Source organism: Streptomyces sp. NBC_00029 (assembly GCF_045160505.1).
GTDB lineage: Bacteria > Actinomycetota > Actinomycetes > Streptomycetales > Streptomycetaceae > Streptomyces.
In genome coordinates, this window is sequence record NZ_CP108292.1 from 2,560,432 (window position 1) to 2,574,988 (window position 14,557).

The 14,557-nt window shown below is 72.9% G+C and carries 17 protein-coding genes; 6 read left to right on the forward strand and 11 right to left on the reverse strand.

The genetic code is table 11. The features are described 5' to 3' along the window. Positions 1-6: 6 nt before the first annotated feature. The 4 genes from OG753_RS12300 to OG753_RS12315 are packed head-to-tail and all read right to left on the reverse strand — an operon-like array spanning position 7 to position 4,245. Positions 7-1,230 (reverse strand): amidohydrolase family protein, encoded by a 1,224-nt coding sequence (locus OG753_RS12300; RefSeq protein WP_327261844.1) that lies wholly within the window; start codon positions 1,228-1,230, stop codon positions 7-9. Next, the gene (locus tag OG753_RS12305; RefSeq protein WP_405788416.1) at positions 1,227-2,537 is read right to left on the reverse strand and encodes an amidohydrolase family protein; all 1,311 of its coding nucleotides are present in this window, start codon (positions 2,535-2,537) and stop codon (positions 1,227-1,229) included. Before OG753_RS12305 ends, OG753_RS12300 begins: the two co-directional genes overlap by 4 nt. 12 nt (positions 2,538-2,549) lie before the next feature. Next, positions 2,550-3,434, reverse strand: coding sequence for an SDR family NAD(P)-dependent oxidoreductase (locus OG753_RS12310; protein WP_327261846.1), 885 nt, complete (start codon positions 3,432-3,434; stop codon positions 2,550-2,552). Position 3,435: 1 nt separating this feature from the next. Beyond that, complete coding sequence (locus OG753_RS12315) at positions 3,436-4,245, reverse strand: acetoacetate decarboxylase family protein (RefSeq protein WP_405788418.1); 810 nt, start codon at positions 4,243-4,245, stop codon at positions 3,436-3,438. A 126-nt stretch (positions 4,246-4,371) separates the two neighbouring features. Here OG753_RS12315 and OG753_RS12320 point away from each other — a divergent pair, with 126 nt between their 5' ends. The 6 genes from OG753_RS12320 (at position 4,372) to OG753_RS12345 (ending at position 10,815) form a co-directional block, all read left to right on the forward strand. Beyond that, positions 4,372-5,052, forward strand: coding sequence for a TetR/AcrR family transcriptional regulator (locus OG753_RS12320; RefSeq protein ID WP_405788420.1), 681 nt, complete (start codon positions 4,372-4,374; stop codon positions 5,050-5,052). A gap of 152 nt (positions 5,053-5,204) precedes the next feature. Then, a complete protein-coding gene (locus OG753_RS12325) occupies positions 5,205-7,793 on the forward strand; it encodes an MXAN_6230/SCO0854 family RING domain-containing protein (RefSeq protein WP_405788422.1) in 2,589 nt (862 codons plus the stop codon). Between the two features lie 53 nt (positions 7,794-7,846). After that, the gene (locus tag OG753_RS12330) at positions 7,847-8,824 is read left to right on the forward strand and encodes a DEDDh family exonuclease (RefSeq protein WP_327261850.1); all 978 of its coding nucleotides are present in this window, start codon (positions 7,847-7,849) and stop codon (positions 8,822-8,824) included. 93 nt (positions 8,825-8,917) lie between these two features. After that, a complete protein-coding gene (locus OG753_RS12335; protein WP_078938101.1) occupies positions 8,918-9,151 on the forward strand; it encodes a hypothetical protein in 234 nt (77 codons plus the stop codon). Between the two features lie 107 nt (positions 9,152-9,258). Then, a complete protein-coding gene (locus tag OG753_RS12340) occupies positions 9,259-10,050 on the forward strand; it encodes an SURF1 family protein (RefSeq protein ID WP_327261851.1) in 792 nt (263 codons plus the stop codon). Between the two features lie 9 nt (positions 10,051-10,059). Then, a complete protein-coding gene (locus OG753_RS12345) occupies positions 10,060-10,815 on the forward strand; it encodes an SDR family oxidoreductase (RefSeq protein WP_405788424.1) in 756 nt (251 codons plus the stop codon). A 17-nt stretch (positions 10,816-10,832) separates the two neighbouring features. On the opposite strand, the gene amaP is transcribed toward OG753_RS12345, so the two are convergent. From amaP to OG753_RS12380, 7 genes are all read right to left on the reverse strand, one after another. After that, complete coding sequence (amaP, locus tag OG753_RS12350) at positions 10,833-11,387, reverse strand: alkaline shock response membrane anchor protein AmaP (RefSeq protein WP_405788426.1); 555 nt, start codon at positions 11,385-11,387, stop codon at positions 10,833-10,835. A gap of 5 nt (positions 11,388-11,392) precedes the next feature. Beyond that, on the reverse strand, positions 11,393-11,947 hold the full coding sequence (locus OG753_RS12355) for a DUF6286 domain-containing protein (RefSeq protein WP_327261854.1): 555 nt from the start codon (positions 11,945-11,947) through the stop codon (positions 11,393-11,395). Then, on the reverse strand, positions 11,944-12,321 hold the full coding sequence (locus OG753_RS12360) for a hypothetical protein (protein WP_327261855.1): 378 nt from the start codon (positions 12,319-12,321) through the stop codon (positions 11,944-11,946). The genes OG753_RS12355 and OG753_RS12360 overlap by 4 nt, the downstream gene beginning before the upstream one ends. A gap of 7 nt (positions 12,322-12,328) precedes the next feature. Next, positions 12,329-12,514 carry a hypothetical protein gene (locus tag OG753_RS12365; RefSeq protein ID WP_030762666.1) on the reverse strand — a complete coding sequence of 62 codons (186 nt, stop codon included), beginning with the start codon at positions 12,512-12,514 and terminating at the stop codon, positions 12,329-12,331. 15 nt (positions 12,515-12,529) lie between these two features. Beyond that, complete coding sequence (locus tag OG753_RS12370) at positions 12,530-12,961, reverse strand: Asp23/Gls24 family envelope stress response protein (protein ID WP_327261856.1); 432 nt, start codon at positions 12,959-12,961, stop codon at positions 12,530-12,532. A gap of 127 nt (positions 12,962-13,088) precedes the next feature. Next, positions 13,089-13,868 carry an enoyl-CoA hydratase/isomerase family protein gene (locus tag OG753_RS12375; RefSeq protein WP_327261857.1) on the reverse strand — a complete coding sequence of 260 codons (780 nt, stop codon included), beginning with the start codon at positions 13,866-13,868 and terminating at the stop codon, positions 13,089-13,091. A gap of 160 nt (positions 13,869-14,028) precedes the next feature. After that, positions 14,029-14,250 carry a helix-turn-helix domain-containing protein gene (locus tag OG753_RS12380; protein ID WP_030010789.1) on the reverse strand — a complete coding sequence of 74 codons (222 nt, stop codon included), beginning with the start codon at positions 14,248-14,250 and terminating at the stop codon, positions 14,029-14,031. Positions 14,251-14,557: the final 307 nt, after the last annotated feature.

Below are 14,557 nucleotides of genomic sequence, written 5' to 3' on the forward strand. Positions count from 1 at the left end.
CGGGTGTCACCAGACCCGGACCGACCCCCCTCGGGCGAACGCCGGGCTGGTGGCCTCCGGCGGGATCTCCGTCAGGGGTTCGGCGATCTCCGAGACCAGCGGGCCGTGCTTGGCCGCCACCGCGTCCAGCAGGGCGAGGTCGAAGCCGTACACGCGGGCCGCGTTGCCGCCGACCATCGCGGCGACCTCCTCCCGCGGGAGGCCCGCGTAGGCGATGCGGAGGCCTTCGCGGGAGAAGGGGGTGGTGCCCTCGTCGTGGGGGTAGTCCGCTCCCCACATGATCTTGTCGAGGCCGATCCGGTCCCGCAGCGGGACCTCGTGGGGGCGCATGAAGCTCGCTCCCACGAAGCAGTTGTCCCGCCAGACCTCGCTCGGGCCCCGGCCCATCGACTCCGCGAGGCCCGCTCCGAACTTGGACTCGGCCGTGGCCGATGCCGCGACCAGGCGGCCGTGGTAGTAGTCCAGCATCTCCAGCACGCCCGGGATCCATCCGGAGCCCTGCTCCGTCAGGACCAGCTTGAGACCCGGGTGGCGGCGGAAGGCCCCGCCGAAGACGAGGTGCCACAGGGCGCGGTGCGAGAACCAGGTCGTCTCCACCATGAAGACGGCCCTCGCCGCGGGTTCGTCGCCCAGCGGCGGCGACGCCGAGCCGCCGTGGTGGTTGACCGGGACGTCCAGCTCGTCGCACACCGCCCAGATGGGGTCGTAGGCGGCGGAGTACAGCTCCGGAACCGTGGAGCCGGGCGGAACGCCCGGCAGCAGGATGCCGCCCGTCAGGCCGGCCGCCCGCACCCGGCGGATCTCGCCCACCGCCGCGTCCACGTCGTTCAGCAGGATCTGCGCCACCCCCGCCCGCCGCCCCGGTGCGTCCGCGCAGAAGTCGGCCAGCCAGCGGTTGTGCGCCTGGAGACCCGCCCACCGCATCTCGTACTCGGCGGCGGTCGGGGGCTGGGCCATCAGGGAGGCCTTGGGGAAGAACGGCGGGATGGTGTTGGGGAACAGGACTTCCGCGACGATGCCGTCCGCTTCGAGTTCGGCGAGGCGGCGCGCCGAGTTCCAGTTGCGGTCGGCGGTGTCCGCGAGAAGGTCCTCGTACGGGTTCACGTACGAGGCGGCCCAGGCGTCGAAGTCCTCGTGGTGGCGCTTGGCCAGGTACGGCTTGTAGTCCAGCAGGTCGGCGCCCGCGTGGCAGTCCGCCGAGATCACCGTGTAGCGGTCGTCGGCCGTCACGCGTTCACCCCCAGTACGGGGAAGTCGTTGTCGGTGAGCCAGTGGCGGCCCACCTCGCGGGAGCGGGCCCAGGAGGCCTCCACCGTCGCCTGGTCCGGGGACTGGCCCAGTTCCGCCGGGGTGGGGCCGATCCGGCGGGCGACCGGGGCCAGCTTCGCGGTGTCGAAGCCGAAGACCTCGGCCGCCGCCAGGCCCAGCATCCGGCGGGTCTCCGCGACCGGGATGTCGTGGAAGGTGTTCTTCAGCCAGGCCCGGGTGTTGGGCCAGGTGCCCTCGGGGTGCGGGAAGTCCGAGCCCCACAGGATGTTGTCGACGCCGATCTCGTACCGCTGGGCGAGCTCGCGCCGCTTGGTGTTCGTCGCGCAGATGAAGACCTGACGGTCCAGGTACTCGCTGGGCGGCCGCTTCAGCTCCTCGAACGGCGAGAGCTTCTTGCCGCCGTGCGCGCCGAGGTAGAGCCGGTCCATGAACCACAGCTGGTTCGGCAGCCACCAGCAGCCCGCCTCGGCGACGCCGAACCTCAGGCCGGGGTGGCGCTCGAAGACCCCGGACCAGAGCAGGAACCACAGCGGGCGGGCCGGCCACCAGGTGACCTCGGAGACGAAGATGCCCAGGTGGTCTCCGTACTCGTGGCGCGGCGAGGACCCGGAGTGGGTGACGATCGGCATCTGCGTCTCGGCGGCCGCCGCCCAGACGGGGTCGTAGCGGCGGTCGTGGTAGGGCGCCTTGTCCACCCACATCGCGGGGATCATCAGCGCGCCCAGCCCGGACTCCTTGGCCCGGTGGATCTCGGCGACGACCTTCTCCGGCTCGCCCGTGATGGGGAGCAGCGCGACTCCGCAGTGGCGTTCCGGGTTCTGGCCGACGAACTCCGCGAGCCAGCGGTTGTGCGCCTGGGCGCCCGCCATGCCGAGCTCGGGGTCCTGGTCGCCGGAGAGGCCGAGGCCGACGCCGAAGGGGGCGGCGGTCTGGCTGTCGACGGCGTCCGCGTCGGGGAAGACGACCTCGGCGGCCACGCCGTCGCCGTCGAGTTCCTTCAGCCGCTGCCCGGTGTCCCAGCCGCCCTTGAGGCCTTCCTCGTGGTCGTGGAACCACTTCTCGGCGAAGGCCTCGTTGCGGACGCCGAGTCGGGTGGCCTCGGCGCGGCGGGCGTCGCGCTCGCCGAGGAACTCGTCGAACTGGGGGTGGAAGCGGGAGTCCAGGTAGGGCCGGTACTGCTCGGTGGGCAGGCCGGCGTGGCAGTCGGAGGAGATGATCAGGTACGGGTCTTCGGTCCGGGCTTCGGTCCGGTCTTCGTGCGTACTCACCACAGACGCCCCTCAGTCGAGGATGAAGCTTTCCAGGTAGGCGGGGTTGGACCGGTCGAGCATCGACTGCGACCGGGCGCGGATCTGCCGGTCGCTGTGCTCGCCGGCCGGGAGCATCCAGAAGCGGTCGGCGCGGATGCCGTCGACGACGTGCTCGGCGACCTCCTCGACCGGTGTGAAGCGCACCTCGTGGCCGGCCTGCTTCATCGCCGCCTCGTACTGGTCGAGGCTGCGGTACGGGGCCTTGCGCGGCCGTTCCTTCGCGTACCGATCGGGCCGGTTGCGGTGCGACTCCCACAGCCCGGTGCGCAGCATGTGCGGTCCGGGGAAGAGGACGGAGGCCCCGACGGCGGCGCCCTCCGCCTTGAGGTGGGCGTAGAGCGACTCGGTCATGGTGACCACGGCCGCCTTGGTGACGGCGTACACGGAGGCGGTGGGGAGCGGGGCGATGCCGCCGTCCCCGGAGGAGGTGTTGACGATGTGGCCCGGGCCGTCGGCGGCGATCATGCGGGGGACGAAGGCCTGGATGCCGTGGAAGACCCCCCACACGTTGACGGAGAAGGCCCACTTCCAGTCGTTGGGCTCGTGCTCCCACATGCGGCCCTCGGCGCCGGAGCCCACGCCCGCGTTGTTGCAGAGCACGTGCACGGCGCCGAAGGTCTCGTAGGCGGCGTCGGCGAGCGCGATCACGGAGTCGCGGTCGCTGACGTCGACCACCTTGGCGAGGACCTGGGCCCCGTCCGCGACGAGGTCGTCGGCGGCCTTGCGCAGGGCGCCCTCCTCGACGTCGGCGAGGACCACCTTCAGTCCCTCGGCGGCGAAGCGGCGGGCCATCGCGAGGCCGATTCCGCTCGCGGCCCCGGTGACCACGGCCACCTGTCCTTCTTCGAGCCGCATGTCAGCTCCTCCCCCCTGACGATCCCTCCGGGGGCGCGTCGAGGATCTGCAGGGGGTCGTCGTAGCGCTGGTGGATGTACGGGAGCAGGGCCTGGGCGCTGACCCGTTCCACGACCCGGCCCTTCTGGTCGGTGGTCTTCTCGCCGATGGTGATCTCCACGATCCGGCGGACGGGCAGGTCGGCCACCGGGTCGAACATGGACTCCCGCAGGACGACGTCCCCGGTGACGTGCTCCAGCCTGCGGACCTTCTCGTTGCGCGTGCAGTGCACGAGCACCGGATCCCCGTCCAGGCCCGAGCCGTCGACGGCGGGCAGGAACTTGAAGTAGAAGTCGGTCTTCTGAGTGGGCTCGGGCAGCGGCAGCGCGCGGTCCACCGCCCCGCGCACCTCGACGAAGGCGATCCCGTGCCGGGCGAGGGAGGCCCGGACGACGATGCCGTCGCGCTCGACGGTGACCTCGCCCAGCTTCTTCGGTTCGCCGAAGACCTCGCGGCCCCCGGTCAGGGCGCGCTCAAGGGTCATCGGCATGACCAGGGGGTACCAGCCCTCGATCCCGCCGTGCCGGGCCGCGACGGCCACCGAGCCGGCGCCGAGCGGGTAGCCGGGCAGGTCGACCTTGCTGATGTTGGCCCGTACGAGGGGCCGCTCGGCCGGTTTGAGCGGCGGCGGCAGGACCGCCGCGACCACGTCGGGGTCGCTCTCCCAGACGGCCACGACACCGGTGGACCAGATGTCGGGGAGCTTGGAACTCTTCTCGCGCGACGCCGCGATCTCGGCCTCGGTCCGCGCTCCGTACCGTACGCGTGCCATGTCTCGCACCATCCCTCGTCTCGGGGGCGTTCGGTTCTGTAACACAGTTACACCGCTGCCGATGAAGGGTAAAGACCCCTGCACGCACGAGAACTGACGCTCCAACAGATTGGCGGTGGGACGGCCGTGGCCAGAACCACGCTCACTCGCGACGAGGTGCTGGACGCCGCCGCGTCCCTGGTCATGCAGCACGGTCCGGCCGCCCTCACGATGCGCAAGCTGGCCGCCGAGCTGGGCACCGCCGTGACGTCCATCTACTGGCACGTCGGCAACCGCGAGTCGCTGCTCGACGCCCTCGTGCAGCGCACCGTGGAGGAGGTGGGTGCGATCCGGCCCACCGGGCGCACCCCGGCGGAGCGGATCCTGTCGGTGGCCCGGATCCTGCGCCGCGAGCTGCGGGCACGTCCGCACCTGATCGCGATGGTCCACGAACGCGGGCTCACCGAGCGGATGTTCCTGCCGGCCCAGCAGGCCCTCGTCCACGAGGTGCACGCCGCGGGGCTGCGCGGCACCCGGGCCGCGGACGCCGTGCGCGCCGTCCAGTTCCAGGTCGTCGGGTACCTGCTCGTCGAGCGCAACCGTGAACGCGCTCCCGCCCAGTCCCCGGCCGAGAGCGAGCTCTGGGACCCGGCCGCGGCCCCCCACGACCCGGGCCTCGCCCGCGCCCTGGCCCGCCCCGCGGACCCGGACCGGCTGTTCCTGCTGTCCGTACGCGCCCTGGTGCACGCCCTGCTCGCTCCGGACGCGGCCGGCGCCGCCGGCCCGGCCGATGCGGCCGATCCGACCGGCGCCGCCCCGCCGCGGTAAATCGGTTGGCGCTCCCCCGCGCCCGTGGTTGTATCTGCGGCGCGGGGGCGGCTCCGCGACGTGCTTCCTTCTCACCTTCACTGACACCCGTAGCGCGTCCCCTCTCCGCCTCCGCCCACTTCCCCCTTTCCGGTTCCGGAGGAATCCCCCCTTTGCCCGAGCTGTCGACCGTCCTGTTGCGCCGTCTGCACACCGTCTACGTCGACCAGGCCGGGCCGCGCCCGGGCGACCCGTCGACGACCGAGGGCCTGACGGCGCTGGAGGCCGAACTGCTGGACCGGGGCTACGCCCTGTCGGTTCCGCTGCGTTCGGCGCTCGCCTGGCTCGGACCCACCGGACTCGCCGCCGCCGGAGCGCAGTTGATCCGGGACATCGACATCCTGCTGGGCGCGGACCGCACCCACATGCCGCTGTTCCGCTCGTTCCCGGCCTCGGTGCCCGACGACACTCTCGGACTGTGGATCGACCGGGTCCTCACGCTGCTCCTGCAGTGGCCGGACCAGCCGTGCGTGCTGTGCGCGACCGTGGGCAGCGTCCACCCCGTCGCGCCGTGCGCCCATCTGGTGTGCCGGACCTGCTGGGACGGTGCCGACTACACCGGCTGCCCGGTCTGCCACCACCGCATCGACGCCGCGGACCCGTTCATCCGGCCGTCCCCGCACCCGGGGGACGTTCCCCCCGGAGGCGGCCCGCTGCGGCTGCTGGCCTTCGCCGCCGACCGCGCGGCCGACTCCGTCACCGCCCTCGGGAAGCTGCTCGCCCGCCGCACCCCGCTCTCCCCGCAGGACAAGGAGGAGACCCGGGTGCTCCTCGCCCACGCGCCGGCCGGCCTCGACTGGCTCCCGGACGAGATACCGGTACGGGAGACCAAGGCCCTGGTCCTGGGCACCCTGCTGCGCGAGCGCCGCACGCGGGAGGCCGTACGGGCCCTGCTGCCCGGGCGGCTCACCACCGCCACCGACGTGCTGCGGCTGCTCGCCGTGTGGTCCGGCGGGGAGGCCGATCTCCTGGAACCCCCGCGCGTACGCTCCCTGCCTCGCCCGCTGCGGCGCGAACTGCTGGCCGTCCTGGACGGGCTCGATCCCGCGCTGCTCGTCGAGGACGTACTGCGCCACGAGGACCTGTGGAAGCGGGCCGCCGAGATCCTGCACCCCTTCGAGCAGCACGCCCGTCACCCGCGGGCCGCCCTCGCCTTCGCCGTGCTGCGCGGCACCGACACCGCCGGTACCGCCCTCGGCGCCGCGCTGCTCGCCACCGCCGCCGCGTACCCGCACGCGGTCCGGACCGACGGATCGCGCGTCCGGGCGGCCACCTGGCTGGCGCGCGCCGAGGAGGCCCTGCGCGGCGGGGATCCGGACCGGGCCCTGGCCGTACTGGCCGAACGCCCCGGCGAACTCGTCCGGCGCCTGGACCACCTGCTGCGGCTGTACGCGGCCGACACCCTGGCGCCGCGAGTCGCCGAAGTACTGGCCGAGCGGCTGCCGAAGGCCGGGCCCGGGCCCCTGCTGTCCGCGCTCGGACGGCTGCGGATCCGCCACCTGCCCGGCACCCGGCGGGTGTTCTTCCCGCGCGGGCAGGTCGCGCACTCCTTCACCGTCCCGGACGACCGGGCCCCGCTGGCCGAGGCGGTGACCCGTTCGGTGTGCGAGCTGTTCGAGAACGAGGTGCTGCGCAGGCTGGCCGCCGCCGACCCCTGCGACATGGCGGTCCTCGACTCCCGCCTCGCCCACCTCCACGTCCCCTCCGCCGAGCGTGCGGCGGCCAAGGCGCTGGTCACCGTACCCAAGGGCAGCTTCCAGGCGCTGCCGGACGGCGAGGTGCTGCGCATGTTCCTGCACTGGATGGAGCCGGCGCGGGGGCGCGTGGACCTGGACCTGTCGGTGGTGCTGTTCGACACCGACTGGAACTACGTCGGTCTGTGCGACTACACGAACCTCGTCCACGGCGAGCGGGCCGTCGTCCACTCCGGCGACCTCGTCTCGGCGCCGGCGCCCCACGGCGCGAGCGAGTACGTGGACATCGACCTGGACGCCCTCGCCGACACCGGCGTGCGCTTCGCCATGCCGGTCGTCTTCAGCTACAACAACATCCCCTTCGAGCTGCTGCCCGACGCCTTCGCCGGGTTCATGGCCCTGCCCACCCGCTCCGGCCGCACCGCCCGCTACGACCCCCGGACCGTGCGCCAGCGCTACGACCTGGTCGGCAACTCCCGGATCCACGTGCCGCTCCTCGTCGACCTGGAGCGGCGCGGCTTCCTGTGGACGGACGTCCACCTGCCCGACGACGAGGGCTACCACAGCGTGCGGGAGCACCAGGAGGACCTGGCCCGGATCGGCCGCGACCTGTTCCAGTACTTCTCGACCGGCCGCACCACCCTGTGGGAGCTGGCCGGCTGGCACGCGGCCGCGCGCTGCCGGGAGGTGGCCGTGCTGCGCCGGACGCCCCGTCCGAGCGACCCCGACGAGCTGTGGAGCTACCGCCGGGGCTCCGGAGAGGACACCGCGGCCTTCGCCGCCCGGCTCGTCGGCCTGCGCGATCCGGACGCCGTGCTGGCCTCCGCGGAGGTCGACGCCCTCGCGGGGAGCGCCGCCTCGGGACGGTCGGTGTTCCTCGCGCTGGTGGACGGCGGGGTCGCGCCCGCCGGCGCGAGCGGCTCCGCATACCGGCTGCTGCCGGGGCCGGTTGACGGCTGCGGCCTCGAACAGCTCGCGGCGGGCGACCTGGTCGCCGCTCTCGGCTGACGGCCGGGAGTCGCCGGCGCGGACACGGGTGTCAGTCGGGGCCGATATCCTCTGTGACCATGCTCGACGACCGTACGACCGCAGAGACGATGTGGCCGACCGCGTACCCACAGGGGTACGCGGTCGTCGACGTGGAGACCACCGGGCTCGCTCGCGACGACCGGATAGTCTCCGCCGCCGTCTACCGGCTCGACGCCCAGGGCAATGTGGAGGACCACTGGTACACACTGGTCAATCCGCGGCGGGACCCGGGACCGGTGTGGATCCATGGGCTGACGAGCGCGATGCTCTCCGACGCACCGCTGTTCGAGGACATCGCCGAGGAGTTCGCCGACCGGCTCGCGGACCGGGTGCTGGTCGCGCACAACGCCATCTTCGACTGGCAGATGATCGCCCGGGAGTACGCGCGGGCGGCGGCGACGGCGCCGGTCCGTCAGCGGCTGTGCACCATCGCCCTGTCGAAGGAACTGAACCTGCCGCTGCCCAACCACAAGCTGGAGTCGCTCGCCGCGCACTTCGGGGTGGTCCAGCAGCGCGCCCACCACGCGCTCGACGACGCCCGGGTGCTCGCGGAGGCGTTCCGCCCCTCGCTGCACGCGGCCGCGGAGGGCGGCGTACGGCTGCCGCTGCTGGAGTGCCGGCCGCTGACGGAGTGGTCGGACTCCGCCGTCACCCCGCGGGTCGGGTACCAGGCCTCCTACCGGGGCGGCAGCTGGCGGCCCTCGCGCAAGCGGCCGCCGTGCCCGCACCCCAATCCGGGGCGCTTCGAGGACGGCAAGCCGCTGAAGCAGGGCATGCGGATCGCCTTCTCCGGTGACACCTCGGTGGAGCGGGAGCTGCTGGAGGACCGCGCCGTCGAGGCGGGCCTGCACATCGCGACGAGTGTGTCGCGGCTCACGAGCCTCCTCGTGACGAACGACCCCGACTCGGCGACCTCCAAGACGGTCAAGGCGAAGAACTTCGGCACGCCGGTCGTCGACGAGGCGGCCTTCACCCAGCTGCTGCGGGACGTGGCCCCGGCCGAGTCCTGAACCGGAGGGTGCGTTGCGCCGGCCGGGTGCAGGCACGGCGACTCACCCCGCTGGATCTTGTTCCGTACCGTCCCCGTGCGCAGCATTCCGCCCATGGCACGTTGTGAGGTCTGCGGAAACGATTACGGCATGTCCTTCGAGGTGCACGCGCAGGGCGCCGTGCACGTCTTCGACTGCTTCTCCTGCGCCATCCACCGCATGGCGCCCGTCTGCGAGCACTGCCGGGTCTCGATCATCGGCCAGGGCGTCGAGGTGGAGGGACAGTGGTTCTGCGGGGCGCACTGCGCCCGGGCGGAGGGGAAGGTGGGCATCGTCGACCGCGTCTGACTCCCCCGCGTTCCGATCGCCGGCCCGCCACCCCCGTTCCGTACGCCACGACCCCGGACGGCCACCCGGCCTCCGGGGTCCTTCGCGCTGCAGGTACCGTCGTGGGCGTGTACCGCTTTGTGCTGACCCGGCAGTGGGTGTTCCTCACCCTGATCGCCCTCGCCCTCATCCCCGTGATGATCAAGCTGGGGTTCTGGCAGTACCACCGCCATGAGCACCGCGTCACGCAGAACCAGCTGATCGAGGCGAACCTGCGGGCGGAGCCGGTCCCCATGGCCGAGGTCACCTCCCCCGGTCACCGGGTCCCGCGCGCGGACTTCTGGCGCGCCGTCACCGCGACCGGCACGTACGACTCCGCGCACGAGGTCGTCGTACGGATGCGCACCGACGCCGACGACAAGGTCGGCTTCCACGTCCTGACCCCGCTGGTCCTCTCCGACGGCCGGGTGGTCCTGGTCAACCGGGGCTGGGTGCCCGGCGGCGACGACCCCCGCGCCTACCCGCCGGTGCCGGCTGCACCCACGGGCGAGGTCACGGTCACCGGCCGGCTCAAGGGCGACGAGACGAGCGGCGGCAGCGGGATCAAGGACCGCAAGGGCCTGCCCGACCGCCAGGTGATGCTGATCAACAGCACGCAGCAGGCGCAGTACCTGGGCAGGCCGGTCCTCGGCGGGTACCTGGAACTCACCGCTCCGGCCCCGGCGGACGGCGGCCCGGAGACCATCCCCGACCCGGACCACGACTCGATCGGCCCGCACATGGCGTACGCCGTCCAGTGGTGGCTGTTCACCGGCGCCGTTCCGGTGGGCTGGGTGATCCTCGTACGGCGCGAGAAGCGCGAGCGCGAGGAGGAGGCGGCCGGGGCCGAAGCCGCCCGGCAGGAGCCGGCGACGGCGTAGCGTGTCGGCATGGATCTTGGACTGAAAGACCGTGTCTACATCGTCACCGGGGCCACGCGCGGCCTCGGCCTCGCCTCCGCCCGGGAACTGACCGCCGACGGCGCGAAGGTCCTCCTGACGGGCCGGGACGAGAAGCGGGCGGCCGACGCCGCCGCCGGGCTCGGCCCGAACGCGGCCGGCGTGGCGGCCGACAACTCCGACCCGGAGGCGGCCGCGCGCCTGGTGGCCACCGCCCGGGAGCGCTTCGGCCGCCTCGACGGAATCCTCATCAGCGTCGGCGGCCCCACGCCGGGCTTCGCGGCGGACAACACCGACGAGCAGTGGGCCGCGGCCTTCGAGTCGGTCTTCCTGGGCGCGGTCCGCCTCGCCCGGGCGGCGGCCGCCGAGCTGGGCGAGGGCGGGGTCATCGGCTTCGTCCTGTCGGGCTCGGTCCACGAGCCGATCCCCGGCCTGACCATCTCCAACGGCCTGCGCCCCGGCCTCGCGGGCTTCGCGAAGTCCCTCTCGCTGGAGCTCGGACCGCGCGGGATCCGCGTCGTCGGCCTGCTTCCGGCGCGCATCGACACCGACCGCGTGCGCGAGCTCGACGCGCTGTCCGGTGACGCCGCAGCCGCACGGACGGGGAACGAGTCCCGCATCCCGCTGCGCCGGTACGGCGCCCCGGAGGAGTTCGGCCGCACGGCGGCCTTCCTCCTCTCCCCCGCGGCCTCGTACCTGACGGGCGTCATGCTCCCGGTCGACGGCGGCTCCCGGCACGGCTTCTGACCGGTCGCGACCTTCGGCTACGTCACGCGCTGGGCCCGGTGGGACGTCACTTTGAGGCGGGCCTCCGCGGGCAGTTCCGGGAGGCCCGCCGAGGTCCGGGCGTGGGTCAGGACCGGTCCGGCCACGGCGGCCAGGGCGTCGGCGGGCACCGCGTGGGGTTCCAGTTCCAGCGCGACCCGCAGTGCGGGCGAGTCGCGCCGCCCGCGCAGTGCGACCCGGCAGCCGGCGACGCCCTCCAGGGCGCCGGCCTCCGCGGCCACCGCTTCCTCCAGGGCGCGCCCGCGCAGCAGGGCGAACGCCCCGTCCCCGGTGTCCACGACCACCGCCGACAGCCGTGAGCGCCGCAGTTGGGACAGCAGCCACCACAGCGCGAGCAGCACGCACACCGCGAGCCCGGCGAGCACCGCCCACCACCAGCCGCCCGCGTGCCAGTACCGGTCCCTGGTCTCCTCGCTCAGCAGCGGCACGTGGCGGCCGTGCAGCGGCCACCGGCCCGTCAGCACCACTACGCCGGCCGCCAGCAGGACCGCTCCGGTCGCCGCCAGCAGGATCCGGTTCACCGTCCCGAGCATCCCGCTCACCTCCTGACCCGTACCCTCGGCTGCGGCGGGTGCGCGAGGCCCAGTTCCTCGATGCCGACGGCGAGCACCTCGTCCAGGTCGGCCCGTACGTCGTCCAGGTCGCGGAAGTGCGAGGTGGCCCGCACCCCGACGCGTTTGCGGCCCACCTTGACCCGGACCGACCGCACTCCGGACACCTCCATGGCCCGGTCCCGCAGGATCTGCGCGGCGTCCTTGCGGCCGAGCCCGGCCCGTACGCCCGTCCCCGGCTCCGGAGGCCGCATCGCCAGGACCCCGCGCAGCCCGGGGGCCAGGGCCAGCAGCAGGAGCACCGCCCCGGCCAGCACCAGGGCTCCCGCGACCAGCTGGACGCCCAGGTCCGCGGGGGTGTGCACGGCCAGCCGGTCGGCGAGGTCGCGGCGCCAGCTCATGCCGGGGCGGTCGGCCCGCAGGGCGGCCAGGTCGTACAGGAACAGGGCCGTCACCCCGAGCACGACCAGGGCGGTGAGCGCGGCGGGCACCCGCCGGGCCGAGCGGAACCGGCGGACCGGGCCGGTACCGGGAGCCGTCACCGCAGCCGCCTGTCCCGCCCGGCGGCGGTCCGGGTGTGGGTGGAGTGCAGGTGCTCGATGTCGATGTCCACCTCGGGCACGGACATCGACGCGCACTCCTCGATGCGCAGGGCGACCTGGCGGCGTACGGCCGCGCACTGGGCGGCCAGGTCGGAGGGGTAGTCCAGCTCCAGGCTCACCCGGACCCGTGCGATGTCGTGGTGCACGGTGACGGTGGCGTGCGCTGGCGCGCCCGAGGCCGTGTCGAGCACTTCACGGGCGGCCTGGGCCGCGATCTTGGCGACGACCCGGTCGGCGATCCGGGTGGCACCGCGGTCGGCGGCGGCGACCCGGGGCGGGGCGGAGCGCGGTGGGCTGCTGCTACTGCTGCTCATCCGCGCCTCACCCGCGCCGGTCGTCACGGCGGCGGAACAGGTCACCGGGTTCCAGGTCTCCGTCGAGGAAGCGTCCAGCGACGAAACCGATGGCGCCGAGGGCCGCCACCAGCAGAAAGGCTCCGAAGCCGCCGAAGTAGCCGGCGAACGCCAGGGCCATGCCGGCGAACATTCCGGCGATCGCCATGCTCATGCGGGCTCCTCTCGGCTACTGGAGACGGGATTCCGGCTCCTCGTCGGGCTCATCGGGCAGCTTGACGTCGCTGACCGCGATGTTGACCTCGACGACCTCCAGGCCCGTCATCCGCTCGACCGCCGAGATGACGTTCTCCCGCACCGCCCGCGCGACGTCGCGGATCGACACGCCGTAGTCCACGACGATCTCCAAGTCGAGGGCCGTCTGGACCTCGCCCACCTCCGCCTTGACCCCGCGGCTGACCCCGGACTTCCCGCCACCGGGCACCCGGTCGCGGACGGCGCCGAAAGTGCGGGAGAGGCCGCTGCCGCTGCCCATGGCGTGCACGCCGACCACCTCGCGGGCGGCCAGACCGGCGATCTTCTCGACCACCCCGTCGGCGATGCTCGTGCGTCCCCGGTCGCCGGGCTCCTTGCCGGAACCCCCGGATGCGGATTCGGTCATCGCGTGTCCCTTCGCATGGGTGGCGGACTCACTCCGCTCCACGTTAGGCGCCCGACCGCTCCGGCGCCCCGGGACTACGCCGGTCGGCTGGCCGACTTTCCCGGGGCTCCGGCCGTACCGCGGACCGTCAGTCGGACAGGCCCGCCAGGTCCCGCAGGCGGCGGGCCTGGGCCGCACGCTCGGCGGCGCGCTGGTCGTCGTAGGGGCGCGACTGCGCGGCGCGCAGCAGCGCCTTCGTCTCGATCACGGCGTCGCGCGGCGGGGCCACCAGGGCCGTGGTGAGGTCCTGGACGGCTGCGTCGAGCTCGTCGGCCGGGACCACGAGGTTGGCGAGGCCGACCCGCTCCGCCTCCTCGGCGTGCACGAAGCGGCCCGTCGCGCAGATCTCCAGCGCGCGGGCGTAGCCGACCAGGGAGGTCAGGGGCTGGGTACCGGCCAGGTCGGGGACCAGACCCAGGCTGGTCTCGCGCATGGCGAACTGCACGTCGTCCGCGACCACGCGCAGGTCGCACGCGAGCGCGAGCTGGAAGCCGGCGCCGATCGCGTGCCCCTGCACGGCGGCGACGGAGATGATGTCGTTACGCCTCCACCAGGTGAATGCCTCCTGGTACTCGGCGATCGTGGAATCGAGCAGTTCGTCCGAACCGCGTGCCAGATCGAGGAAGGACGGCTCGCCCTCGAAACCTTCGGGGGTGAACGCCTGCCGGTCGAGCCCGGCGGAGAAGGACTTGCCCTCACCGCGCAGCACGACGACCCGGACGGTGCCCGGCAACAACCTCCCGGCCTCGGCCAAAGCCCGCCAGAGCGCGGGGGATTGGGCATTTCGCTTGGCCGGATTGGTCAGTGTCACCGTGGCGACCGTGTCGTCGACGGTGAGTCGTACGCCGTCCTTGTCGAGCAGAGCCATCACTCATGCCTCCGGTGTGCAGTCGGCCGCAAGCTCGGCCTAAGTGACTGCACAGTAACCACCCAGCCGACCGGAAGGCCGACCGGGGGTCACCGAAGGAACCGTCGGATCATGATGAACCTTGGAGCAGGTGAAGCGTCGGAACCGATGGGACCGGGGGTCAGGCCGTTGCCGCCTTCTTGCCGCGTGTCGCGCCACCGCGACCACGTAGCGATACCCCGGACTCACTGAGCATCCGGTGGACGAATCCGTAGGACCGGCCGGTCTCTTCGGCCAGCGCCCGGATACTCGCACCGGAGTCGTACTTCTTCTTCAGGTCTGCCGCGAGCTTGTCGCGCGCGGCGCCGGTTACCCGGCTGCCCTTCTTCAGAGTCTCGGCCACCCGTGCCTCCTCATGGGAAGTGCGCTCTGGACTTCTCATGATCACCCCTCCCACGCTTCCTGGCCACCCATTCAGCAAGGTCGGTACGACGGCATTTCCCGAGCGGTGGACACACGAGCAGAACGGAATCTCCTCTTCCGCCGCATGACTTCCGTCACACTCCGCTGCCCCCGTCGGGAATCGCCAGGTCAGGGGCGCGGAAGCAGAAAACGAACGGCCCCGGGCGCGCACCCTGACGGGTGCGGCCGGGGCCGTCGTACGACGCGCAACGGTACGAGACCGTCTCACTCAGATGATGGATCACCCG